The sequence below is a fragment of the Dyella sp. OK584 genome, from assembly GCF_057787755.1.
In genome coordinates this window covers 1456874-1481138 of sequence record NZ_CM173542.1, presented here as the reverse complement: position 1 = coordinate 1481138, position 24265 = coordinate 1456874, and the positions used below count along the sequence as shown (strand labels likewise).

At 60.6% G+C, this 24265-nt stretch carries 22 protein-coding genes; 4 read left to right on the top strand and 18 right to left on the bottom strand.

All coding sequences use genetic code 11. The features are described 5' to 3' along the window. Window positions 1–61 precede the first annotated feature (61 nt). A complete protein-coding gene (locus AC3CBN_RS06675) occupies window positions 62–1360 on the top strand; it encodes an amidohydrolase (protein WP_488636029.1) in 1299 nt (432 codons plus the stop codon). On the opposite strand, the gene AC3CBN_RS06670 is transcribed toward AC3CBN_RS06675, so the two are convergent. Further along, a complete protein-coding gene (locus AC3CBN_RS06670; protein ID WP_488636028.1) occupies window positions 1341–1814 on the bottom strand; it encodes a hypothetical protein in 474 nt (157 codons plus the stop codon). The two genes, AC3CBN_RS06675 and AC3CBN_RS06670, sit on opposite strands and share 20 nt — an antisense overlap. Before the next feature lie 30 nt (window positions 1815–1844). Between AC3CBN_RS06670 and AC3CBN_RS06665 the strand changes: the two genes are divergently transcribed. Both AC3CBN_RS06665 and AC3CBN_RS06660 read left to right on the top strand, forming a co-directional pair. After that, window positions 1845–4133 (top strand): CmcI family methyltransferase, encoded by a 2289-nt coding sequence (locus tag AC3CBN_RS06665; protein WP_488636027.1) that lies wholly within the window; start codon window positions 1845–1847, stop codon window positions 4131–4133. Further along, the gene (locus AC3CBN_RS06660; protein ID WP_488636026.1) at window positions 4130–5023 is read left to right on the top strand and encodes a class I SAM-dependent methyltransferase; all 894 of its coding nucleotides are present in this window, start codon (window positions 4130–4132) and stop codon (window positions 5021–5023) included. Before AC3CBN_RS06665 ends, AC3CBN_RS06660 begins: the two co-directional genes overlap by 4 nt. A gap of 4 nt (window positions 5024–5027) precedes the next feature. Here AC3CBN_RS06660 and AC3CBN_RS06655 read toward each other — a convergent pair whose 3' ends face one another. From AC3CBN_RS06655 to AC3CBN_RS06615, 9 genes are all read right to left on the bottom strand, one after another. Beyond that, complete coding sequence (locus AC3CBN_RS06655; RefSeq protein ID WP_488636025.1) at window positions 5028–6062, bottom strand: phytanoyl-CoA dioxygenase family protein; 1035 nt, start codon at window positions 6060–6062, stop codon at window positions 5028–5030. Continuing rightward, window positions 6049–8475 (bottom strand): glycosyltransferase family 2 protein, encoded by a 2427-nt coding sequence (locus AC3CBN_RS06650; protein ID WP_488636024.1) that lies wholly within the window; start codon window positions 8473–8475, stop codon window positions 6049–6051. The genes AC3CBN_RS06655 and AC3CBN_RS06650 overlap by 14 nt, the downstream gene beginning before the upstream one ends. Continuing rightward, window positions 8475–9830, bottom strand: coding sequence for a class I SAM-dependent methyltransferase (locus tag AC3CBN_RS06645; protein WP_488636023.1), 1356 nt, complete (start codon window positions 9828–9830; stop codon window positions 8475–8477). Before AC3CBN_RS06645 ends, AC3CBN_RS06650 begins: the two co-directional genes overlap by 1 nt. Beyond that, complete coding sequence (locus AC3CBN_RS06640; RefSeq protein WP_488636022.1) at window positions 9820–11202, bottom strand: ABC transporter ATP-binding protein; 1383 nt, start codon at window positions 11200–11202, stop codon at window positions 9820–9822. The genes AC3CBN_RS06645 and AC3CBN_RS06640 overlap by 11 nt, the downstream gene beginning before the upstream one ends. After that, a complete protein-coding gene (locus AC3CBN_RS06635; RefSeq protein WP_488636021.1) occupies window positions 11192–11959 on the bottom strand; it encodes an ABC transporter permease in 768 nt (255 codons plus the stop codon). The genes AC3CBN_RS06640 and AC3CBN_RS06635 overlap by 11 nt, the downstream gene beginning before the upstream one ends. Before the next feature lie 708 nt (window positions 11960–12667). Next, a complete protein-coding gene (locus AC3CBN_RS06630; RefSeq protein ID WP_488636020.1) occupies window positions 12668–12871 on the bottom strand; it encodes a hypothetical protein in 204 nt (67 codons plus the stop codon). A gap of 66 nt (window positions 12872–12937) precedes the next feature. Further along, complete coding sequence (locus tag AC3CBN_RS06625) at window positions 12938–13615, bottom strand: methyltransferase family protein (protein WP_488636019.1); 678 nt, start codon at window positions 13613–13615, stop codon at window positions 12938–12940. Window positions 13616–13693: 78 nt separating this feature from the next. Continuing rightward, window positions 13694–14665 (bottom strand): aldo/keto reductase, encoded by a 972-nt coding sequence (locus AC3CBN_RS06620; RefSeq protein ID WP_488636018.1) that lies wholly within the window; start codon window positions 14663–14665, stop codon window positions 13694–13696. 19 nt (window positions 14666–14684) lie between these two features. Further along, complete coding sequence (locus tag AC3CBN_RS06615) at window positions 14685–15452, bottom strand: EamA family transporter (RefSeq protein WP_488636017.1); 768 nt, start codon at window positions 15450–15452, stop codon at window positions 14685–14687. Window positions 15453–15634: 182 nt separating this feature from the next. Here AC3CBN_RS06615 and AC3CBN_RS06610 point away from each other — a divergent pair, with 182 nt between their 5' ends. Next, window positions 15635–16210, top strand: coding sequence for a CGNR zinc finger domain-containing protein (locus tag AC3CBN_RS06610; protein WP_488636016.1), 576 nt, complete (start codon window positions 15635–15637; stop codon window positions 16208–16210). 63 nt (window positions 16211–16273) lie between these two features. Here the strand turns inward: AC3CBN_RS06610 and AC3CBN_RS06605 are convergent, their stop codons facing one another. The 8 genes from AC3CBN_RS06605 to AC3CBN_RS06570 form a co-directional block, all read right to left on the bottom strand. Further along, window positions 16274–16792, bottom strand: coding sequence for a hypothetical protein (locus tag AC3CBN_RS06605; RefSeq protein WP_488636015.1), 519 nt, complete (start codon window positions 16790–16792; stop codon window positions 16274–16276). Window positions 16793–16877: 85 nt separating this feature from the next. Next, window positions 16878–17249, bottom strand: a complete 372-nt coding sequence (locus AC3CBN_RS06600; protein WP_488636014.1) for a hypothetical protein — start codon at window positions 17247–17249, stop codon at window positions 16878–16880. Between the two features lie 72 nt (window positions 17250–17321). Further along, window positions 17322–17750 carry a DUF4259 domain-containing protein gene (locus AC3CBN_RS06595; RefSeq protein WP_488636013.1) on the bottom strand — a complete coding sequence of 143 codons (429 nt, stop codon included), beginning with the start codon at window positions 17748–17750 and terminating at the stop codon, window positions 17322–17324. Window positions 17751–17970: 220 nt separating this feature from the next. After that, on the bottom strand, window positions 17971–19929 hold the full coding sequence (locus tag AC3CBN_RS06590; protein WP_488636012.1) for a M61 family metallopeptidase: 1959 nt from the start codon (window positions 19927–19929) through the stop codon (window positions 17971–17973). Between the two features lie 192 nt (window positions 19930–20121). Continuing rightward, on the bottom strand, window positions 20122–20517 hold the full coding sequence (locus AC3CBN_RS06585; protein ID WP_488636011.1) for a hypothetical protein: 396 nt from the start codon (window positions 20515–20517) through the stop codon (window positions 20122–20124). Window positions 20518–20634: 117 nt separating this feature from the next. Further along, a complete protein-coding gene (locus tag AC3CBN_RS06580; protein WP_488636010.1) occupies window positions 20635–21252 on the bottom strand; it encodes a hypothetical protein in 618 nt (205 codons plus the stop codon). Window positions 21253–22445: 1193 nt separating this feature from the next. After that, on the bottom strand, window positions 22446–22832 hold the full coding sequence (locus AC3CBN_RS06575) for a hypothetical protein (RefSeq protein ID WP_488636009.1): 387 nt from the start codon (window positions 22830–22832) through the stop codon (window positions 22446–22448). A 45-nt stretch (window positions 22833–22877) separates the two neighbouring features. After that, window positions 22878–24143 (bottom strand): IS110 family RNA-guided transposase, encoded by a 1266-nt coding sequence (locus AC3CBN_RS06570; protein ID WP_488635434.1) that lies wholly within the window; start codon window positions 24141–24143, stop codon window positions 22878–22880. Window positions 24144–24265 lie beyond the last annotated feature (122 nt).

The window sequence follows — 24265 nt, the reverse complement described above, 5'->3', positions numbered from 1 at the left end:
CTTCAACGTTTGCGGGAGCGCAGACGCGCTAGGATCAGGGCTCCTCACGTGGAGAGCTTCCATGCGCCATACCGTGCTTGCTTTTGCCCTTGCCACCGCCGTCGCCGCAGGTTCCGTCCACGCCGCCGACACCACGCAACTCGTGCAGAACGAGCTGCCTCAGGTGACCAGCTGGCGTCGCGACATCCACCAGCATCCCGAGCTGAGCAATCGCGAGACACGCACCGCCGCACTGGTTGCTGCCCAGTTGAAGAAGCTGGGCCTGGAAGTGCATACCGGCATAGCGCACACCGGCGTGGTCGGCATTCTCAAGGGAGCAAAGCCGGGGCCGAAGCTGGCCATTCGCGCCGACATGGATGCATTGCCCGTCACCGAGGAAGTGGATGTGCCGTTCGCTTCCAAAGCCAAGGGCGAATACCGCGGCAAACCCACTGGCGTCATGCACGCGTGCGGCCATGATGCGCACACCGCCATGCTGCTCGGCCTCGCCACGGTGTTGTCCGGCATGAAGAAAGACCTGCCTGGCGAAGTGATGTTCGTGTTCCAGCCAGCCGAGGAAGGTGCTCCGGCTGGGGAAGAAGGCGGTGCTTCACTGATGCTCAAGGACGGCGTGTTTCGCGATTTCAGGCCGGATGCGATGTTCGGCATGCACGTGGTCAGCGGGCTCAACGTTGGCATCGTGGCAGTGCGTCCTGGCCCCACCATGGCCGGCTCGGACGCGTTCAAGATGGTGGTGCATGGCCGCCAGACGCACGGCGCAACGCCCTGGAATGGCGTCGACCCCATTGTCACCTCCGCGCAGATCATCGAGACGGCGCAGACCATCGTCAGTCGCAAACTCGATATCGGCACACTGCCGGCCGTGCTCAGCTTCGGCATCGTCGAAGGTGGTTCGCGCTACAACATCGTGCCGGACAAGGTCGAGTTGCAGGGCACGTTGCGCACTTTCGACGCCGGCATGCGCCAGCAGGCCATCGACAGCCTCAAGGGCATCGCCGAACACGTGGCCGCAGCCAACGGCGCTACCGTGGAAACCCAGATCCCCATGGGTGACAGCAACCCGGTGCTGGTCAACGACCCCGCTCTCGCCGTGCGTGTGCGCAACAGCATCGGCAAGGCCATAGGCAGCGATCACGTGATCGAAGCAAAGCCGTGGATGGCTTCGGAAGACTTCGCCTACTTCGCCAAGGAAGTACCAAGCGTGTACTTCTTCGTCGGCTCCACATCAGCGGGACAGGACGCACTGAAGGCACCCACCAACCACTCGCCGAAATTCTTCATGGACGAAGGTGCGCTGAAAGTCGGCATGGAATCGATGTTGCAGGCCACGCTGGATTACCTCAACACGCCGGCGTCCTGACTCTTCGCTGGATGGCCACGCCAGGAGCAACGCCTGGTAACCAGTCATCACTCTTGTTCAGATGCGCCGCCGCGCCGTCCATGACCCGCAAATTGACCCGGGGAATCGACTGCGCGCCCGCTTCAAATCCAAACGAAACCGCCGCGATGGGGTGGGCGCTGGTTACTTTGATGTTGTCCATTTGCCTGGCACGTCGCGGCACTTTCCCGCCATCGCCCTCCGCTGAGGTTCCGCCATGCTGCACCGCCACACAGCCAACTTTGTAAAAAGCATACCTTGGCGTATTGCGCGCATCGGTGAGAAACGCGATCTTTAGTCCCTGGCGGCCCAGCCGCATTGACTGTTTTTGCGAGAAGATTTGATGATTCAGTTGCGCCGTGATCGCCTCCGCACCGTGTCGGACGAAGATGTTGTGGAAGGAGTGGTCGATGGCCTGAAAGAAGGCACCTTGCATGGCTGGGCCTGGTTTCCCCGCAAACCAGGGGTGGCAGCTAGGGTTATCGTACGTGCCGGCAATAACGTGTTGGCCGAGGCTGATGCCACTGCATTTCGCGCCGACCTGGCGGCAGCAGGCAAGCGTGATGGCTATTGTGCGTTTGCTCTCGCGCTTCCGTCGTTTCCCGAAGAAGTCACCACCGTTACCGTAACGGTTGCTGCACGGGAGTTGACGGGTAGCCCGCTAAAGCTACCGGCGACACCCGTGCCATCGACAGCTGAAGGCATGCCGGATGTGTTGCCGCTGCCGCTCGGCAGCAAGCGGCTGCGTGGCTCGTTGGATGCCTGTGGCCCTTCGCGCATTCGCGGCTGGGCCCATTGGCTGGATGCGGCGGCTCACCCGGTCACCTTGCGCTTGCTTGAAGGTGAGCGCGAATGGCTTCGCTTCGAAGCGAGCCAATGGCGCGCCGATCTTGCCGAACTCCGCCAAGGTGATGGCAGCTGCGGCTTCGACCTGCCGCTACCAGAGCAACTTTGCGACGGCAGGCTGCATACACTGGAACTGCGAACGGTCGATGACGACGCATCACCCCTGGCCACATCTTTCCGCATGCGGGCCGCGCCGGCACAGACGACCGCCAAGGCATCGGCCAGGTGGTCGCCGGAGCCGCTGCTGCGTAATGCGGGCGGCGGTACGCTGACCCTCTCGGTGATCGTCAATTTCTACAACATGCCGCGTGAAGCGGCACGCACGCTGACGTCGCTGAGCCGTAGCTACCAATCCGATATCGGTGATCTGGATTATGAAGTGCTGTGCGTCGACAACGGCTCGCAGCCTCCGCTCGATCCGGCGTGGATCGCCGGCTTTGGTCCCGAGTTTCGATTGATTCGCCCATCGCGCCTGCACTCGTCACCCTGTTCGGCCATCAATGCGGCAGCCATGGAAGCGCGCGGACGTTACCTGGCCATCATGATTGATGGCGCCCACCTGCTGACGCCAGGCGTATTCCGCGAGGCTACGCAGGCTTGGCATGAGCAGGCCGATGCCGTGGTCGCGGTGCGCCACTGGTTTATCGGCGGTGACCAGCGCTGGCTCGCCATGGCTGGCTACGGCACCGAACAGGAAGACCGCCTTTTCGAGCGCATTCGCTGGCCCAACAACGGCTACGAGTTGTTCCGCATCGGCGCACCGATTGGCGAGAGTCCCGAACCGTGGTTTGACGGCCTGAGCGAGAGCAACTGCCTGATGTTGCCAACGGCACTCTATGACCGCATGGGTGGCATGGACGAGGCATTCGACGAGGCCGGCGGCGGCTTTGCCAATCTGGATCTGTGTCGCCGCGCCAGTGTGATGGCCGAAGGGCCGCTGGTCTCATTGATCGGCGAAGCCAGCTTCCACCAGTTCCATGGCGGCACCACCACCAACGTGGACGACGCTGCAAAAGACCTGCGCGTGCGCAGCTATGCGCGTGCCTACCGCACGCTGCGCGGCGAGGAATTCACAAGCATTCACCGCTCTCAGCTGCAGTACCGCGGTCGCATGCCATCGGAGTTCGCCACGGGCGTGCGTCAACGCGTGCTGTTGCCGATGCGAATGGAAGTAACAGAGCAAGTGCGGCCTGGGCAACTGGCGCTGCATTTTGATGATGGCGCGCAGGCCTACCTGCAATCGGTCTACGGTGAAGCCGCATTGCACCGCGACGTGACGTGGCTGGGTCACCCGGTGGGCGTAGCACCGGCGGATTTGATCAGTCTGCAGGACATCATCCACCGCGTGCGCCCGGATGCCGTTATTGCAGTGAACTCGCTGGGCGGCCTGACGCACTTCCTGGCGAATGCGCTGCAGGCAGCCGCATGCGAAGGCGCGCGCATTCTGCACGTCAATCCAAACGACGCGGCGGCGCTGCCGCCAAACGTAACCGTGCTGCATGGCAACCCGCAGGACCCCCACACGTTGGCCACCGTGCGGCACTGGACTGGGTCGGCCGAATCCGTGCTCGTCCTGTTTGCCACCGAGCCCGCCGATCAATTCACCAAGGATGCGCTGCATGCATACGGCACCCTTGTTTCACACCGGTCCTACCTGGTGTGCCTCGGCACGCTGTTTGGCCAACCATGGCTGGGTTACTCCAAGCACCAGCACTTGCGTACCATCCAGGATTTCATCGAAAGCGAGGCCGCGTTCGTCATCGATCGCAGCTGCCATCGCCAACTACTCAGCACCTGTCCTTCCGGCTACCTGCGCAAGGTCGGCGGCGCGATTACCGCGGCCAGCTATGACCCTGCGCTCGACGACATTGCCGTCGTGCCATCCACATCTTCGGAGACTTTCGCGTGAACCGCTTCTGGCATCGTTACATCAAGCCGCTGATCGAAACTGCGCAGCCGCGACGCCTCATTGAGATCGGCGCCGACCGGGGCTGGAACACACGCAACATTCTTGACTACTGCCGGGAGACTGGTGCGCGTGCCGACATCATCGACCCGGCGCCACAGCCTAGCTTGCATCAAGTGCTGGCAGATTTCGGTCCGGCTGAATTTCGCTATCACCCGCTCAAGAGCGTGGCGGCGATTCCGCAACTCGACACACCGGATATCGCACTGATCGACGGCGACCATAACTGGGCCACGGTCTACAGCGAACTTACCCAGCTGCATGCGCGTGCCGAGCAGCAACAACTGCCACCTCCGATCGTGTTGGGGCACGACGTGGCGTGGCCGTATGCGCGGCGCGACATGTACTACAACCCCGACGATCTGGAGGCCTCGCAAAAACACGCCTACGCCTATCGCGGCATGCTGCCAGGCGTCAATGAACTGGTCGAGCACGGCATGAATGGCGTGTTGGCCAACGCCCTGCACGAGGGTGGCCCCCGTAACGGTGTGCTTACCGCCTACGAGGACTACATGGCCAGCTCGGGCATCGACTACACGTTCCGCAAGCTGCCGTTCTTCAATGGACTGGGCATCCTGATTCCGGCCGCCCGCATGACGCCAGCCCTGCAGTCTCTGGTCGACAGCTTCTTCACGGCCGAGAGCCTGCTCGAGGCGAGCATGGCGCTGGAAGCAGACGGCATGCACCTGCGCGCCATTCTCGCCCAGACCGAATCGTGCCTCACGCGCCGCACCGAAGCGCTGGAGCGTGCCCGCGAAGCAGTCGAAGTGCAGCGGCAGCGCATCATCGAGCTGGAGCAACAGCTGGCAGCTCGCAACCCTACCGCCGCGTGATCATTCAGAGGCGCAGCGGCACTTGCTGCGCCGGGTAGGCCGAGGGCGCAAAGAACCAGGATTCGATCGCGTAGCGATCCTTGGCGATACCTGCCGGAACGCCCGTGCGATGCAGAAAAAGGTGATCGAACAACAACGCGTCGCCGGGCGCGAATCGCGGGCTCACCGTTGACAACCCCTCGGCCGCCTCCGTCACCATGCCCGGCCCCACCGACCAGCCAAAGTTTGCGCCGTGACTGCCGGTAGGCAGCACGCGAGAAAGCCGACGAGGCAGAATCTCAAGCCCGGACGCATCTTCGCCGCAATGTGACAGGCTCAGCCACAGATTCACGCTGCGAACCTCTGCACCCATGAATGCGCCATCCTGATGCCAGTCGGCCTCGCGCTGGCTGGCCGGAACGCAACGCAACGTGGATTTGCCCACCGACAGCAGCGGACGCTCACCGAAATAGCCGGCAATGGCGTCGACCACTCCGCAGGCCTCAAACAGCGTCGTCACCTCGTGCAACATACGCGGCGAATCGGCTGTCCATACACCGCCAGAACCTTCGATCCAGTAACGCGCTTCGGCCAGGTCGCAGTCTTCGCGCAACGGCAGGCGCGCATACCACGGAGAAATCGGCTCGCCGCCGCCGCGATTGTGCCAATCCATGCAATCGTCGATGGCCTTGCGGATGCCGCCAGCTAGCCGTGCCGCGGTCTCGGGCGACAACAGGCCTCGCACAAGCAGCGCGCCGTGGCGGCGAATGCCCGCCACCAGATGGGCCGCGTCGAGCTGCTCGGCGGCGATTTCCGGCACGCCACCCACGCCGGCGAACGGGTCGGGCAGCGCGTCGGCCCATGGATCGCCCGCAGTCGACTGCGGTGGCTGCTCGACATAGGCAAGGTAACGGCATTCGGCCAGCAACCGTTCCAGCTGCATGTCGTTGCGCCCCTGCAATGCCTCCACCAGCACGGCGATCGCGTCGACATGCCGACGCTCGTGCATCAATGCACGCACGCGCGCAAGCAGACCCGTCTCTGCTTCACAAGCTGCCATTGGCTATCTCCACATTGACTCCTGTCGCCTCGCCAAGCCTCAACCCATTGGCCGGCTCCGGTAACGAAAAGCCCGGTGCATCGCCGGCAAGCGTCTCAGCGGGAACAACTGGCGACGGCCACTCGCGCGGGGGAAAGGCGAGGGTAAATGGCTCACCCGCCAGCGTCAGGTTGGGGTTATAAGCCGGGTCAATTTCGAGCCTGTCTCCCCAGCGACGCTTCATCAACTCCACTTCGCGCTGGAAGCGCGCGCCCTTCTCAGGCGTGTTCTCCTGGCCTCGCGACGCCGACTCGTGATGCGTCAGCTCGGCAAACGGCGTCCAGATGTTGGTGTAGCCACGTTCGCGCAAGCGCAGGCAGAAATCGACATCGTTGAACGCGACGGCAAGCGTTTCATCCAGGCCTCCCACTTCCAGATAAACCGCACGTCGCACCACCAGACACGCGGCAGTCACCGCACTCATCGACTGGGTAAGGCGCGCGCGCGACATCTGCCCCGGATAACCTTTGGGCATGCCGCTATAGGGATGCGCGGCCACGCCGTGCACGCCAGTCACGACACCCGCATGCTGGATGCCGCCATCGGGGTAGTACAGCATCGCCCCGACCGCGCCAACATGCGGTCGCAGGGCGTGGCTGACCAGCTCCTCCAGCCAGTCCGCGGTGATGACCTCGATGTCGTTGTTGAGCAGGCAAACAAGTTCGCTGGTGCACTGTTGAACGGCAGTGTTGTTGATATGCGAGTAGTTGAACGGGTAGTCGTGTGACAAGACGCGCACGCGCGCATCTTTCGTTACGGCGGCGAGGTAATCCAGCGTCTTGGCGTCGGCCGACTGGTTGTCAACGATGACAATCTCGTAGTTCGGGTAGCTCGTGCGCAACAGGATCGAATCCACGCACTGCCGCAACAGCTCCACCCGGTCTCGCGTCGGAATCACGATGCTCACCTTCGGCGGCAACTGCGGCAATGGATGGCGCACGCGAAACATGCCAAGGCAGCCGTCAATTTCCATCACTGCGGTATCGGAATCCCCCAACCGCTGAAAATGTTCACGCACGGCGCGTAGTCCGGCGTCATGCGCGTAGCCTTTCTGTGCCACGCCCTGCGCTGTCGAGCCTTGCACGGCACGCCAGTGATAGAGCACCCTCGGTACGTGGCCAATCTCGTGGGATCGCAAGCGCTCGATGCAACGCAGCGCCAGATCCCAGTCCTGGCTGCCTTCCAGCCCTTGGCGAAAGCCACCGACGGCATTCACCAAGGCGCGCTCATAGACACCCAGGTGGCTGACACAGTTCTGGCCGTAGAAAAGGTCTGGATTCCAGTCCGGCTTGAAGTACGGATCGTAGCGCCTGCCTTCGGTGTCGATCTTGTCTTCGTCCGAATAGGCCATCCGCCATTGCGGGTGCTGCTGCAGCGCCGACACCATGATGGCAAGTGCCTGCGGGTGCAGCTCGTCATCATGATCAAGCAACGCCACATAGTCTCCACTCGCCATAGCCAAGGCGCTGTTCGAAGCGGCGGATATGTGACCGTTGTGCTCGCGCCAGTCAACTCGGATGCGTGAATCGCGGGCGGCATATTCCTCCAGCACGAGACGCACCTGCGGTTCCGTCGAGGCATCGTCGGCGACGCACAATTCCCACAGGGCATAGGTCTGCGCGAGCACGCTGTCCAGGCAACGGCGCAACCAGATTTCGGGCGTGTTGTAGGTTGGAAGCAGGATCGATATGAGGTGCGACTGCTTGGCGTGCGTCTCCGTGACGCTTGCTCGGCCATACAGGTCTATCCAACGCTCATAAGCCGCCAGAGGTGCTCCCTGCCGCGCATAGCATCCGTGCAACCACGCCGCAAAGGCGCCGACGCCATTCCGGCGCAAGCGACGCCATGCCTCGATCAGCACGCCATCGGGGTAAGCTGCAACCTCGTCGCCGTGCCGATATACATCACGCAACATGCGCCACGCCGCGCCCCCGCGGGACAACGGCATCAGCTCGAAACCTCGCACGCGAATCGTGCACGGACCCTCTGCGGGATCGAAACGCAATGCGCGAACGTCGTGTGGCAGCAGTACGACACCCGCATGGCGTCGCCGCCCCGCACGAATAAAGCCAAGCTGCACCGACCAGGCCTCATGCATGCCCTGTCCAAAATCGAGATACAAGCGTGGCGCCATGCGGCTTGGATCATCTCCTTCCATCTCGATCGACAGCCGATACCAGCCGGCGCGCAACGGGAACTGGTCGGTATAACAGGCAAAATGCGGATCGTTGCCCGTGGCACTCCATGTATCCGGCGCCAGCAGTTCCAGCTCGCGCAGGGGGTGCATGCCCAGCCGGCCACCGCATACGGGCCAAAGCCGGTGACGCAGCCAGCGACGCCATTGTTGCGGAATCAGGAGATGGCGAAGTGACATCAGCCGGCACCTCGCTTGAACCAGGACAGGACATTACGACTTGCCAGCTTGCTCAGGCTTTGCTCGACCTGTTCGATGCGCCCCCTGAGCGCCCTGATCTCTGCGTTGCTATCGCGCATGTCCATCCGTTGCCGTGAGAGCTCTGCCATGTCGCGCACAGATTTCGCGTGGCGCTCCATCAATTGACGGGCAGCTGGATCGTCCAGCACGATTTCGTAGGCGATCCTCGCTGTGACTTCGAGCGCACCGTCACCCTCCAGAACTTCCAACGCGCTTCCAACTTCAAATTCGAGGTAGGGATCATTGTCGAACCCGGCCATGCGCAAGCCATCGTCGCGCAAGCCGGGCAGAAATTCTCCGTGTACGAAACCAAGGCGACCGGAGAGATTCTCCAACGGCATGGAGGAACCACCGTCCCGCTTTACGCTGACGCGTTGCAGCTCGTATACGCCGGGGAAATCGGAAAAGTCCAGGCGCAAGTAGTCAGGGCGAACGCCTGGCGGCAGTCGAAATCGCACGTCGACCTGTCGGTCTGCGGCATCCAGGATCACGGGGACTGAGCGGCCGTCGTCGTACCCCTCATGACGTTCCCGGTAATAGAGACGACAAACGATCGGCTGTCGCTCCGGCAAAACTCCGCCGACGGGTCTTCCATCGACTCCCACCAGCGTTGCCGCCAAGGCCTCAAAGAAATGTCGCATCACCGTCGGCTCGTCGCGCGCCTGCCGCACAAATGCCGCGAACGCTTCAGGCACGTCATCGCCGACGATGACGACGCCAAGGCCGTTGCTGTGCATGAAATCGAAGCAGGTGTATTGCGCGGCCAGCTCGTCGAAGAATCGTCGCACGCCAAAACCACGCTCATCCACGCTCGTGTCATGCAGCAACACGACTGCACGCCGGCTCAGTTTACTGCGCCAGCTTTCGAAATCGTGGCGCACGGCGTCGTAGGTGTGAAGGCCATCGATATGCAGCAGGTCGATGCTACCGTCGGCAAAATGGTCGACGGCGACATCGAAATTCATGCGCAGCAGCTGCGAGAAATCGCCGTACAACGGATCGTGACGACCGCGCAGCGCGTCGTAAACTTCCTCGCTATAGCGCGAGGCATGTTCATCACCTTGCCAGCTGTCGACTGCCCAACAACGGGTTGGCAGGCCCAGTCCGCGCACGGCCTGACAAAACGCCAGGTACGAATTTCCCGAATGCGTGCCCAGCTCGACGACACTTAGCGGCTTGAGCAAGTCCATCGCCAGGTAAGCGAACGGGATATGCCCGACCCAGCCATAGGGCGCCACGATGCGCGGCTTCATCAGGATGGCCGGGTGCGCCTCCAGGCGAAACTCATTGCTCATGCGTTACATGCTCCAACCTGATATCCAGCATGGGCAACCCCACCAGTCCAGTTACGTACGAGCCACCCAGGGCCGAGAAACGCAGCGCTTCATGCAGCCAGTGTTGAATCACATGCTGGTCCTGGGTTCCCTCGGCCACGCCAACGGCCACGAAGTAATCGCCATTGCCCAATCGCGGCATCTCGAAACGGAACAAGGCGCGGAACGACTGCCCGGCCGACACCGCAAAACCATCTTCATGCACGAACACGGTGTTTTCGCCAAACAGCAATTGGCCGAGTCTGTCTTTCACGTAGAAGCCGACGATGACGCTATCCATGGCGACTTCGGCCTGCAACTCGATTTCGAGCTCAACACTCTCGCCCGCGTGAACGGTAAACACCGCCTCGCCACTCTCATTGCGTAGTTGCGCATGGACAACCCGGGCGTGACATTCGCCAAAGCCCTCCGCTTCAGGGTTGAAGGGGAAGATGTGAATATCGTTGCGCAGCACCGAACGGTCGATCAGCTCTTGCCTGGCCTGGACTTGTCGACTGCGGCGCCGTTGCACTGGCGCCTTTGGCTGTGACTTGCGCGCGCCAACATGGCCCTGTCGCTCTATCAGTGCGGCCTCCAGGTAGGACTCCATGACCGTTCGCGCTTCGCCTACACGCTGGATCCGCCCATGTTCCAACCAGATGGCGCGGTCGCACAGACTGGTGACGGCGCCCCCGTCGTGGCTGACAAACAGCATGGTGCCGCGCTTGCGGAACTCGCGCAGGTAACGCATGCACTTCTGCATGAAAAACGCGTCGCCAACTGCCAGCGCCTCATCAATGATCAGCACGTCGGCGTCGACATGCACCACCACCGCAAATGCCAGACGCATCACCATGCCGGTGGAGTAGTTGCGTACAGGCTGATCGACGAACTCGCCGATGTCGGCATAAGCGAGAATGTCGCCGATGCGCGCGTCGATCTCAGCGCGACTCAGGCCGAGGATCGATGCGTTGAGATAGACATTCTGGCGCCCCGTGAACTCGGGATTGAAGCCGCTACCAAGCTCCAGCAACGCCGCCACGCGACCGCGCACAGCGACATTGCCCTCGGTGGGTTTCAGAGTTCCGGCGATGAGCTGCAGCAAGGTGGACTTGCCCGCGCCATTTCTACCGACGATGCCAAGGGTTTCCCCGCGGCGCACCTCGAAGCCCACTTCACGCAACGCCCAGAACTCACGATAGAAGCGATGCCGGCCACCCACCAGGCTTTGCAGCATGCGGTGCACAGGCTTCTCGTAGAGCTGATAGCTTTTGCCGAGGCCATGCACCTCGATCGCCACCTCTTTGGCTGCCGCAGGTGACGGCAACATGGCTTCGGCAGGTTCAGAGGACATCGGCAAATCCATCCCGGGTACGCTGGAACCAACCATAACCGAACAGCAACACCGCAAGCGCCACCAGGGTGTACATGCCCAGCGCGTGCCAGTCGGGCGCGTGGCCAAACAACACCACGTCGCGCGTCTGCTCAATGATCAAGGTCAGCGGGTTCCAATGCAGCCACGAGCGATACGGCTCGTGCAAATTCGACGCCGGATAGAACACCGGACTCAGGAACATCAGGATGGCGGAGATCACCCCAGCCACTTGGGCAATGTCGCGAATGAACACACCCAGTGCCGCCATCAGCCAGCAGACGCCGCACAGCAGCAACACGTAGGGTGCGAACACGAAGGGGAGATAGAGCAGGCTCGCGTGCAGCGAATGCTGTGTCAGCAGTACGAAACCCAGCAGCACAATCACGCTAAGCAAGGTATTGAACAACGAAGAGGCGACCGTCACGCACGGCAAAATGGCCAGGGGAAACACCACGCGCTTGACCAGATTGCTCTGCGAAACGATCACCGTGGGCCCCCGCGTGATGCACTCCGCCATCAGTGAATGGACAATCATGCCGGAGAAAATCATCAGCGAAAAATCCGCGCCTGCGGCCAGATTGGGCCAGCGCATGCCGAGAAATTCGCGAAAGGCCAGCGTGTAGACGCCGAGCATCAGTAACGGATTGAAGAAGGACCACAACAGTCCGAGAAATGAGCCGCTGTAGCGACTGGCGATATCGCGCTTGAGCAGCTCCAGGAAGACATCACGCCTCATCCAGGCTCTTCCCAACAGGGATTTCTGTGCCTTATCCATCATTGTTCCAACCTCAGGCCAATTGTCTCAGGGGTCGGCCGGACCCTTGCTGTGGAGAGAAACCGGTTGTTTGTGCAGGACGGTTCCCCTTGGGCCTCGTTGCTTCCACTCCCGGAGCGATACACCCTGGAATTTCTTCAGACCAGGCAATCAGGCAGCGCGAGTCGCCCCCAACTACCGACTCGGCCGTTTGCGAACTCGCCATTCCCCGGAAACAGACACTCCGGCGGCTTGCATCCATCAACAGTGGCATCGAGGAGACACTTACATTCCGGAAAATCAGGGCCTCAGTATCCTGAAAGGCCCCCGGGAAGTACACACGATTTCCCGGGCTATCGACACATCGGCCCAGCCCCAAAACCATCGGTCGCGACAACCATCGTTTGACTGGACTGCCTTCCACGCGCGAATCAGGCACGTGCGGGAGCTGCCACGAGAACTCGGCCAGTCCCTTGCGAGGGACTGCGGTAAGGAGGCGGCCGATCCAACGGCTTTACTTTGGGGACCGATACCCAGTCCAAAGCTGGGGCCCTCGATATCGCTGGCTCGCGATGGAGCCCACCATCCGCCCCACCTCAACGTGCCAGCCTCGAGATACCAAACAGCCAGTCACACCAAGGAATACGTCATGAGGCCTGCACGCACGGGTGATTGGCGTGGCGAACCCGCTCAGGCCAAAGCACTGGCGTCGCGCACGCTTTCAGCCATGACGTGCACACCACCGTGCCGCCCGGCCTCGCCAAGGTATGGTCCGGCATGAGGAGAGACCCGCCTGGCGAAGTGATGTTCGTGTTCCAGCCAACCGAGCAAGGCGCTTCGGCTGGTGAAGAAGACGATGCTCAACGCCGGCATGGAATCGATGCTGCAGGCCACGCTGGGCTACCTCAACACGCCGGCGTCCTGAGTCTTCCCTGCCCGCGGGACTTGCGGCTCCGGTCGCTACCAGATGCCCGGAAGCAGCCGGAAGCGCACCTGCCTGCGATATGCCGCGTAACCAGGCAGCTCGTGCTGCAACTGTTGCTCTTCGTCCACCAGACGAACGGCCAGCATCAGCGTTGCCGGGACGGCAGCCAACCAGGCCCATAGCGAACCAAGCGCAATCGGGGTCACCAGAAAAGCCACGGCACTGGCGAGATACATGGGATGACGAACCCACGCGTACGGGCCGGTGGACACAACCGTCTGATCGGGCGCGACCTCCACGACACTTCCCGTATAGCTGTTCTCCCTGAAGACGAAGAAGATCAGCAATAGCGCGGCGATCAGCAAGCCATCCGCCAGCAATGACATGGCCCCGGGCAGGCGTGACCACGACCATCGATGGTCGAGCCCCGCGACGATGAAGATCAAACCGATACACACGCCCGAAATGGACTGGGTGATCTGCTGGTTGCGCGAACGCTCGGCCGCGGGGCCGGCCTTGAGGCGTCGGCGGACCAGTTCCGGATCATGTCGGAGGAAGTACCCGGTATTGAAACCGGTTGCGACGGCGTACACGGCCCAGTAGAGCCACGCCTGCCAGTACTGAAGCGTCCATGCCGATACGAACAGCAGCAGGCCAAGTATCAGCTGCGTATTCAGCACACCGGCCCAGGCACTCGAAGATAAATTCTTCATGGTGTGATGGCTTCAAGCGGAACCGGATCACCACAAGATGCCACGTTGCAACGGCACTCCCGCTTGCCTCGACAATGTCTATGCATGACCAAGCACTCGATGAGGCTGGTAGGGCGCTTCAAGATTCGCGCATTCCTCAGGCGACAGTGTCAGTGCCATCGCCTCAACCGCCTGTTCGAGATGCGACAGCTTGGTGGCACCCATGATCGGCGCGCTCACGCCTGGCTGATGCAGCAACCATGACAGCGCCACTTGTGCCTGCGCGACACCGCGATCGCTGGCGAGCTGTGCCACGACATCAACGACCCGATAGTCGTGGTTCGCGTAATACAGCTCGTGGGCAAAGGTGTCGTTGTCTGCGCGCGTGGTCGTCATTTCACTGCGAGGTCGCGTCAAAAAACCCCGGGCCAGCGGACTCCATGGAAAGATCGCCACGCCTTCCGCACGGCAAAGCGGCAGCATTTCCCGCTCTTCTTCACGGTAAACCAGGTTGTAGTGGTTCTGCATCGAAATGAAACGGGCCCAGCCGTATCGCTCGGATGTCATCAGCGCCTTCTGGAACTGCCAGGCATACATGCTGGAAGCGCCGATGTAGCGCGCCTTGCCGGAACGCACAATATCGTTGAGCGTCTCGAGCGTTTCCTCGATCGGCGTTTCGTCGTCCCAACGATGGATCTGGTACAGATCGACGTAGTCCATGCCAAGGCGTTGCAGCGACGCATCGATCGCATCCAGCAAGTGCTTGCGTGACAGTCCCCGCTGATTCGGCCCCGTGTCGGTGGGATAGAACACCTTGGTGGCGACCACCACTTCGTCTCGGCGCGCGTAATCGCGCAAGGCCCGCCCCAACACACGCTCACTTTCTCCGCCGGAATACATATCCGCGGTATCAAAGAAGTTGATGCCGAGTTCCAGCGCGCGCCGGATGATCGGCCTGCCCTCCTCCTCGGTCAGTATCCAGGCCTTGGCTGTCGGTGTGCCATAGCTCATGGCGCCGAGGCACAACCGTGAAACCTTAAGACCGCTGCGTCCAACGTTGACGTACTGCATGACAACTCCCGCCTGCCAATTAGCTGGCTGGCCGATGAAGCGCAACGCCAGATGCCACCAGCGCCACACCGACGCCTTCGGCAAACGAGGGAATCTGGCGAAGAACGATGATGCCGATGATCACCGCCGTCGCCGGCAGCAATGCAACGAACAACGCATAGGTCGACCGTGGCAGGCGGCTCATCGCCAACTGGTCGAGCACATAGGGAATCACCGACGAACTGATGCCGACCGCAATACCTGCACCCAAGGCGATAGGGTCGAGCAACGCGGGAGCGGCATCGCGAAAACCCAGCGGGGAGATGATCACGCCCGCCAGCATCATGGAGGCACCGAGTCGATCGATAGGACTGGTCGCTGGGTCGGCCCTGGCGACGTCATGCGCCAGCACGATGTACAGCGTGAAGAGAATGGCGTTGGCGAAAGCCCATACAAAAGCCATGGGCGTGCCCGCGAGCCGAACCTCCGTCAACAGATAGACCCCGCCCACGGTCACAACGAGCGCCGCCAGATTGCGCGTCGAACGCGCGCCCGCCAGCGCCAACGCCACCGGCCCGGCAAACTCGATAGCCGCCACCGTGCCCAACGGCAACTCGGCGATGGCCCGGTAGAAGCAATAGTTCATGGTCGCGAAAACGGCGCCGAGTGCAGCAATCGTCCATCGCGTACGGTTCGTTGCCGCCAGGAAGGCCCGCCAGGGCCGCCGCCAGAATGCAAACACCAGCGCGGCAGAGACGATGCGCAACCACGCAACGCCCGCGACCGGCACGCGAGCAAAGAGAAGCACCGCAAACGAAGGCCCCAGGTAGTGAAAAATCGCGCTACCTACGAAAAACGCCTGTGGTGGAATCCGCCGTGCGAGCGGCGCCAGCCTTGATCTGTTATTACCATCTATCGCGCTCATGATGGTGAAGTTTATAGACCCATAAACCTCACCAGTCAACAATAAATAGATGGTAAACTTGGCACATGGATGCGATCGACCTCAACCCTGGCGACTACCAGGGCACGTACAAGCTCGTGGGCGGCCGGCTCTGCCTGGATTTCGTCAACACGATCAGCTGGCCGGAGACGGACCAGGCACACGACTGGCTGACGTCCCCAGAGAACGTCAAGCACTGGTTCGCAGCGGTCGACCTGCCCTTCCCGCGCGGCAAGGACATTGAACTTCAAACCTTGCATGAGGCGCGCCGGTTGCTTGCCGCTGTGCTCACACCATTGGCACACGCGGAGCAGCCAAAAAATGTCGCCATCGCGGACCTGAGCAAAGCGGTGGCAAGAGCCAACCAGGGGCGCGTCATCGACCCCGCCACGCTTGCCTGGCGCTGGCCATCGCCGCACAACACGGCGGACGCGTTGTCACCCATCCTGATCGACGCCGCCGAACTGGTCACTGCGGGCAATCACGACCGCTTGCGCCACTGCCCCTCATGCGACTGGCTGTTCGTGGATCAAACCCGCAACGGCCAACGCCGCTGGTGCGACATGGCCGACTGCGGCAGCCGGGACAAGGCACGCCGTTACTATCATCGGTCGAAGTCGTAACGCAGTAGATCAGTCAGCCTGCTTTCGGCCAGCAGCGGACCCTGCGCACGCACAGCGGTTCTTTCATGGAAGGGACGGAAAATGAAATTTCTGTCTGTATGAAATAACGATATCGCCGCCCACCCTGCACGTGGTGTTTTCGATGGCCTCGGTTGCCGATGAATCGTGGAGTTCAAAAACGACGTACTGGGCCTCAAAGCGATGACCCGTGCCTTTGTCGAGCGGAAGCTCAAAAGTGAACTCTTTGACGCTTGACTTAGCCGCACCATCAGGATTGCCCTCAAGCGTCGGCATCGAACTTGTCACAGTGCAAACAAGCTTCGTTCCTGGCTCAGCATTTTTGTAGTCAAATTCGATGCCGGTCCACGTGCATGGCACTTCTCTCTTGTCATAGACGCAGGATCCCTGGTCAACGACAAAGATGTCTTCGGTGGGGTGGCAAACAAACCCGGGACTGCCAGCTCTGACCTCCGTCTTGATACAAGCAAGGCCAGTCTTGACGTTGGTAATTTCAATCGCGTGGACGTCGGTTATTGCGGAGCCAAAAACCAACGCCGTCAAAACAAACAGTAGTCCGCGCATCTCCCCTCCATAGCATCCATTGGCTGGTCATCATCAAGCTAGGCTGGAATGGTCGCCTTGGGTCGCTAGCGGACCTTTCCAGTCTCTATGACGATTGCACTTTAACGTCTCGCGCCGAGCGAATGCAGACCATCTGCATTTCACCCTGTTTGGCCTTGGTAACGGGGCAAACTTCCAAGTCTGCGATGGCAGACTGATCAAAGGTGACCACTCCTTTGATGTTCGCTGGGGCGTCTTCATCCTCCGCTGGAACTACCCCGAGCAACCTTTCAGAACCGATCTGCCAAATCCGCATCGACGGGGTTCCGTTGTAAAGCGAAACGCGCCCTCGCAGGGTAAAGCACTTTCCACCGATGACGGGTGCTTCTTCGCATGCCAATACGACACTGGCCACAGAGCCCAAAGCTAGCGCGAAGCAAACGGAGCCCGCCATCTTCTCCAGCCACGAAATCACCATCCCAAAGACTCCCTCAAACCTCTTGATAAGGTCCGTTTCGGGTCGGAAGCAGACATCTCGCGCCTATGCAGGTCACTGGCCTGAACGGCTGTGCTTCAGGCCTTCTGCAAGCGATTCAACATTGCGAATCCAGGCGGCAAACAAATCCTCATCCTCTTCCCAAAGCTCTCTGAGTTCGCTGGACTCGCCACATACCCGCAGACAAGCCTTTGAACCAAGTTCAGCCAGCGAGGAAAAGTCAAGCCTGGAAAGTCTCTCGCGCCAACTTATCCGGGCTTCGGTTTCGTCATCGTCCAACGGCTCCCCGCTTTTCGCAGAGACGATGACCGCCGCAGAAGCGAGCACCGCTTGGCCAGCGTCATATTCCAAGTAGTCCGCAGCAAGTGCGGTCTCGAACGCTTCCTGCATGACAACCCGTGGGTCGGCCTGCGGGATTAGCTGCTCTTCGAGGAAATCCAAAGCGGAGTCGTCCTCGAAGACTTTCGCACCCCAAGCGCCCATGCGCCCCTCCATAGGTGAATAGTTGTCTGAAACACCAAAATAGCCGGCTCGCGACTACTCCGAAAGTCGACTCTGATCGCCCCTTACAGAGGTCCGCTTCGGGTTGCGGATTCAACCGATCGACGCAACACCCTGCAGCAACGGCGCGCGGAGCGGTGCGGCGTAGGCAATATCTACCTACGCCGTACCGCTTCGCTCATTCATGCACATACCTCAGCGCTTACTTTCGCGGCGCAATAATCTCGTCCAGGTAATTGGGCGTGCCTTCAACGCGCACGAGGTGCGGGTATTGCAAGCCGTCGTGATAATCCACCGGCACCGTGCGATAGCCGCCCTGGTACTTCAGCAGTAGTTGGATGGGCGCCTTGCTCGACTTGGCGGCTGCGATTGCACTCTTCAGCACGTCGCTAGAATAGGTCTCGCCGTTCACCGCGACCAGGGTGGCGCCAGTGCTGACGCCGGCCTTGAACGCTGGTCCGTTCCAGCGCACGTCATTGACCTCATTCTTGTCGTTCATCGTCAGGCCGATTGACCAGGCGAAGTTGTACAAGTGTCGGGACGGTTCCTGTCGGCTGTTGTACTGCTTCTCGAACTCGCTTTCCTTGTCGGTGTAGACCAGCTTCCAGCCGGTGGCCGCGATGCCGTTCTCCAGCGGCGGATCGAGCGTACTGACGCGGGCGCGAAGGAAGCTCGCCCAGTCATACGCGACTACGCCATTCAGGGCCGCCACCACGTCGTCAAAGACATAGGTCTTGGTGACGTAGCTTCCGTTGTCGACGCCGAAGAACGCGCGCGCAAAATCATCAAGCGATTTGTGGTCATTCGTGAGGGCGCGCAGCTTGGCGTCCACTTCCAGCCACATCATCTGACCGCCGCTGTAGTAGTCCTCGCTCATCTGCCAGCTTCGGTACGGCAGGCTCGAGCGACGGGCGGCGGTGGGGTCGTTGGTGGTGTCTTCAAGCGTGCGCCACTTGAAACCTTCGCGGTTACGGTCGTAGTTGGCCGCCACCATGGCCATCGCGTCGCGGAACTGCTGCGGCGTCCACATGCCGGCGCGTGCGGTCAGCACGTAACCCCAGTACTGCGTCTGCCCCTCATACACCCACAGTAGTGAATCGCCCATCGGCACGTTGAAGTTGGGCGTCCACAGGTCGGCCGGACGACGGAACTTGCCGTTCCACGAATGCGCGTACTCATGAGCCAGCAGGTCGCGGTCAGGCGCGGCGTCCTTCCATTCGGTGAAGTAGTCGGTGCCCAGACCATCCTCACTGGACTGGTGATGCTCGGTGCCATTGCCACCAAGCTGATCCGACAGCGAGAACAGGAAGTCGTAGTGGTCATAGTGGTGCGAGCCGAACAGACTCTCCGCCTGCGTTACCAGGGCGCGGTGTACCTTTACCTGCTCAGGCGTCATTTCCAGGTACTTCGGCGCGTCCGCAACGATGTCCATGAAAACCGGCGCCTTGCCGCCCGGGTTGAGATCGACACGCTTGAAGTACCGGCCGGCGTAGATCGGCGAGTCGACCAGCGTGTTGAACGTCACCGGCTTGAAGGTGATGGTGTCGCCCGACTGCGAGGCTGTCTCCAGCGCGGTGCCGAGCTGCCAGCCATGCGGCAGCGTCACGCTGGGTGCGAAGGTGATGCCGCGCGAAAAATAGCCTGCCGGATACAGCGCCACCTTGCTCCATTCCATGTCCATCATGCGGTCGGTGATCTCGAAACCCTCGCTGTCGGTGCGACCCGACAGGTACTGGAATGACGCATCGATCGATGACACGCCTTCGGGCACGTCGAGATGAAGCGCGTACACGTTGTACTTGTCGCGCTTCCACATAAGTGGCTTGCCGTTGGCGCTGAGTTCAAGGCCGGCAAGCATGGCGATCGGGCCTGTCGGTGAGTGGTCACCGGGAATCCACTGCGGGTACAGCAGCGTCAACGCGCCTGCCTTCACCGGAATCGTTTCCTTGACCCGAAAAATGCCCTGTGCCGTGTCGCTGGCATCGACGTGAATCCCCACCGTGCCGAGGTACGGCGTGTCCTGAGGCGGCGGCACATCATCGGTATGCGCTTGCTGCGCACCAGCGGTGCCGGCCGCGAACGCCATCGCGACGGCCAAGGCGAGGCGCGAAAACATACGACGCGCGGCAACCGGCGAACCGGCGAGAGGGACACGGGACATGACGGGCTCCGACGAGCGAATGGATGGTGGCGCAACTTAACACCACCGGCGCAAGGCAGGGCTAGAGGGGTGAACGCGTTTTAGCCCGGCTGGACACGGTTTGTTCGCAAGAGGACGTCCGCCAACGGTAAAACATGATGTGATGCCAGAGCATGGACGGCGGGGTGCCCTGCATGGCGCGGCAGGAAATCCTTACCCGGCGGAAACAGAAATATAGATATCTGTGCAACCGCTGACGATGCCCTGCTTGACCATGTCATCAAGGGTCGATCGCTTTCGTGAGCCATCAGCGTCCAAGACGCTGAAGAACGCAGGACCAAAATCGTCCTTGACGCCGGGGTGTGCATCGAAAGCCTCTTGGAGCTTCTTCGCGTTAGCTGCCGATGCCCGGTCGCAAACGTTGCGCCCTTCAATCTTGTTGATGTTCACCGAGTAGACGTCAGACCCACTGATGCCGATAGACAAGCCCGTGCTCGTAACCACGTCCTCAACTATTTTTGCCAGACGCGTATCGACCTTTGGTGAGTCCGCTCCGATCGCCGCGCACGAAAGACAAAACAGTAGGAATGCAAATGCGATTCTTGGCATACCGCTCCTTCCTGTCTGGACTGAGTTCATTTGTGTCGTGCAACTACGGGGCATGGGAGAAATGTACGGCATGGGTCAAAAGCGGACGCTCCTGCCATTGGCTTACCCAAGCCAAACTCAATAGAGGTCCATCCGTTTTCGTGGCTTCACTGCCTGAAAAAACGAGTGTCCAAGCATGATGTCTGTAACGAGTCGCGCGATCACGGCAGGTATGGCGATTAGCGCGTGAACAACCATGGCGGCCGACGCGTAGAAGAAAAATTCCAGCATGCGAAGCGTGGCAAGCGGCCCCCGAGTCTTGCTGGAAACGAATGCTGCCCTGAGCGCGGCGACATCGGGCCACCGCTCTTGGTCGACGTCCTTACGAATCCGGGCTTGGTAAAGGTTACGACTACAGCAGCCACGAACAAACGACCGCCACATTCGCCGTGGCTTGAGCACAAGTCCTGTGGAAAGTGCGATGAGATTCATAAGACCGAGCGCCGGCGAAACGAACATCGAACCCGTTCCAAGTTCCCACGCACTCACCTCGCCCTCACCGATGCGTCCGACGCTGTAGCCCGTCATCAGGTGATGGAGATCGTGATACTTCAGATAGCGATGGCGCACTTCAGTATTCGGTAGAGGTACAAGCATGCAGCCAGTGAACACAGGCACAGTGCGCTGCCGCGCCCCCAATACCGGACCAAAGCCGCTGCGCACGTAAAAGTCTTTCAGCTCGTCACTTAACGCCATGAAGCCCCCTCGAAGCTCCGGCTACTGCGCACCCATCGGCGGCGAAGCCCACTCTTGAATCCTATTCGATGTCCGCTCCGGGTCGGAAGCGGACCTTTCTGCCAGCGTCAAACCGGCCAATCCTGTCACGGGCCCCAATAGTCGAACTTGAATACGGTTCCGCGTGTAACTTGGAACAAAATGCCGTTCGATCCTTCAATGGTTGGGTCTACCGCTCCGCAGTCGATCGCATGAGAGCCGGGTGCTATCGGTGCCGCGTCCCCAAGCTTGTGAGGCCAGACCTTACCGTCGATTCTGATCGGAAAACAGGCACTCCCACTGCTACTCATCACCGCAAGGTATGTCTCCCCGTCCGAGGTTTTCTCAACAGAGCCTCTAAGCGGGCGGTCTGAGCAAGATACGAGCAACACGGCGCCCATCGCCATAAAAATCGGAACCCGCATTGCTACGCCCTCCCTTCGTGGTGAACTGTCGGCTACGGGTCGCAAGCGGACGGCTTAGCTTGCTCCACCCAAGCCCCTGAGGCCGGGAAATTCAGCGATGGCCCCGCAAAGCCCGAAGAAAATAACCGCCTTCAAAATGAGCTCAGCCCAAGGGTATGGCAGCTTACCGTCCGGGTTGCTCCAACCACCGGGAGCGTCGTCATCAGCGGTCACAACGTGGCCTATGAAGGCCCAGCCAGCAAATCCAGTCACCGTGAAGATGTACGGAACGGCAAGTGTCAACGAAAGAACGACTACCGTTGATACAACAACAACCAATAGGACGATGTAGCGCCGCCTATCCGACATCGTTTTTTGCCCCTTAATGGTTAGGTCTGCTCCGGGTCGGAAGCGGACCCTTCGTCTTGCTTCACGTCGCCCTCGCTGAAGGCCAGCCACGCTAGCCGAACCGCCATCCCAAAGCCAACCCCAAGATCCCCGCGAAGGCCAGCCCACCAGAGACCACGATGGCAGTCCAATAGAGGCCGGGATCTTCGGATCTCTTGTACGTTCGATGCGTAAGTATCGCTCCCCCCGTTACAAGGCCACTGATTAAATTGAATAGAACAATGCAGACACAAGCCAACACGATCCAGTTCTGACCAAGCCAGCTACTTGTCTGCACAGATATTCCCCTCTTTCCGGATTGCACCAGCAATTTGAAGCCGATCGTTTAGGTCCACTCCGGGTCGGAAGCGGACCTCGCACACCTTACGTTGCGCTTGTGTAGAACTTCTTCAAATCTGCCACATCATTCGGGCTCAGGTGATAGCCAAAGACCGGAATGAGGTCGGTGAACTGCTTTTGCGAGAACCAAGAGCGAAAGAGCGGCCAGTATTCGCGACGCTGCGGCAGGTGTTCATAAAAGGCACACGCAGCGGCGGTCGAGGCTTCACTTGGAAGGCGGCCTGCTTCTTCTGACATGCACCAATCCGCATACCGTAGAAAGCGCCTCACCATGTTCTGGTCGCCTTCGGTGACGGCATCTTCGAAGCGAAGATGGAGCTCAATCCACATCGCCATAGGCGTCTTAGCGCGATCAATGACCTTCCTGTGCTCAGGAAGGTGCTCGATAGCTTTGCGTTTCCATGTGCTCATGACCATCCCTCCCTGAATGTCGGCTTCATGCCCTGAGCCGTTCCGTCAACTATCTGACGAAGCCAGGCCAGCGAGCAAGGGCGAGCCACGGCGCTGCAGGGCCATAAGGTAGCGCGACTCGTCGTAGGGTGTGTGGGACTGCCAACAGCGATGCAGGATGCGGATCCACTTGAAGGCTAGCGCACGCACGGCCACTTGGTGCGGGCTGCCCTTGGCGCGCTGTTGGCGATAGAAGGCTCCGGCCCAGAAGGACTTGTTGATCGTTTGGGCAGCCCACTCGATGAAGGTCTGGCGGACGAACGTAGGGCATTGCCAACGCCAGTGCACCCAGCTTTTCTTGCCGCTTCGCTCCGTCACCGGCGCCACACCGGAATAGCGCTGCAGTTGCTCGGCGCTGGCGAAGCGTTCGCGTTGCTCGCCGAAGGCAGCCAACAGCCGTGGCGTCAGGATCGGCCCACTACCCGGCAAGGCTTCGAAGAGCGCGTAGTCCGGAAGCGTGGGAGCGAGCACGGCAATCTCTTCGTCGAATCGTTCGATCGCACGCAGTGCCACCTGCAACTGCTCGACCAGGGCCTCAGCCAGCAGCTGATGCGTGGTGATCACGGCCGGATCCTCGGTCAACGGCATGGCTGTGCGGATCGCCTCCACGCGGTCGGCAATGACCGTGGCAAAGCGTACGTTGTGGGCACGGAAGAACGCTTCAAGCGTGGCCTTGCGCGCCCGCTTGGCCTGCTTGAGCGTGGGCCAACGTCGCAAGAAATCGAAGAACACCACGGTATCGTGCTGCTTAAACCAGTCCAGTAGCTGGGGGTAATACTGCTTGAGTGTGTTGCCCAAGCGATTGACCAAGCGCTTCTTGTCGTCGACCAGCAATCGTCGCTGCTCGACGAGGAAACTCAAGGTGCGCATCTCCACACTTTGGGGTTTGAGCGGCGTAACTCGGTCGGGATAGCGTTGCATCAGCTCCAATGCCAGCTGTGCATCGGTCGGATCGTCCTTCGCCCGGCTGGGTTTGAACGCCCTGCGATACATGGCCAGCAGGCTGGCATCGATCGAAAACAGAACGATGAAATCGTACTTCTGCAGTGCATACACCACGGGCCCTTTGGCCAGCTCCAACGCGATGGCAATGCGCCCACCGAAGCGCTGATGCAATCCACGCGCCCACGCATCGATGGCATCGGGCTGATGGGCGAATGTGCCGAACTCATACGCGTCGCTGCCAGCCGGTTGCAGGCAGACGTCGTGCTTCGCATCCGCCCAATCCAAACCGATGAACGCCGTAAAATCGTCATCCCGATGTGTGCGCATACGTCACCTCGTGGCGTGATCACGATACGAGACCTGCGTGCTTAAGCTCGGCGAAGCCAATATAGAGAGCCGATCACTCGGCGAGCCCTGAGTATTCGTTAGGGAACTCAAGCGCACCGGCC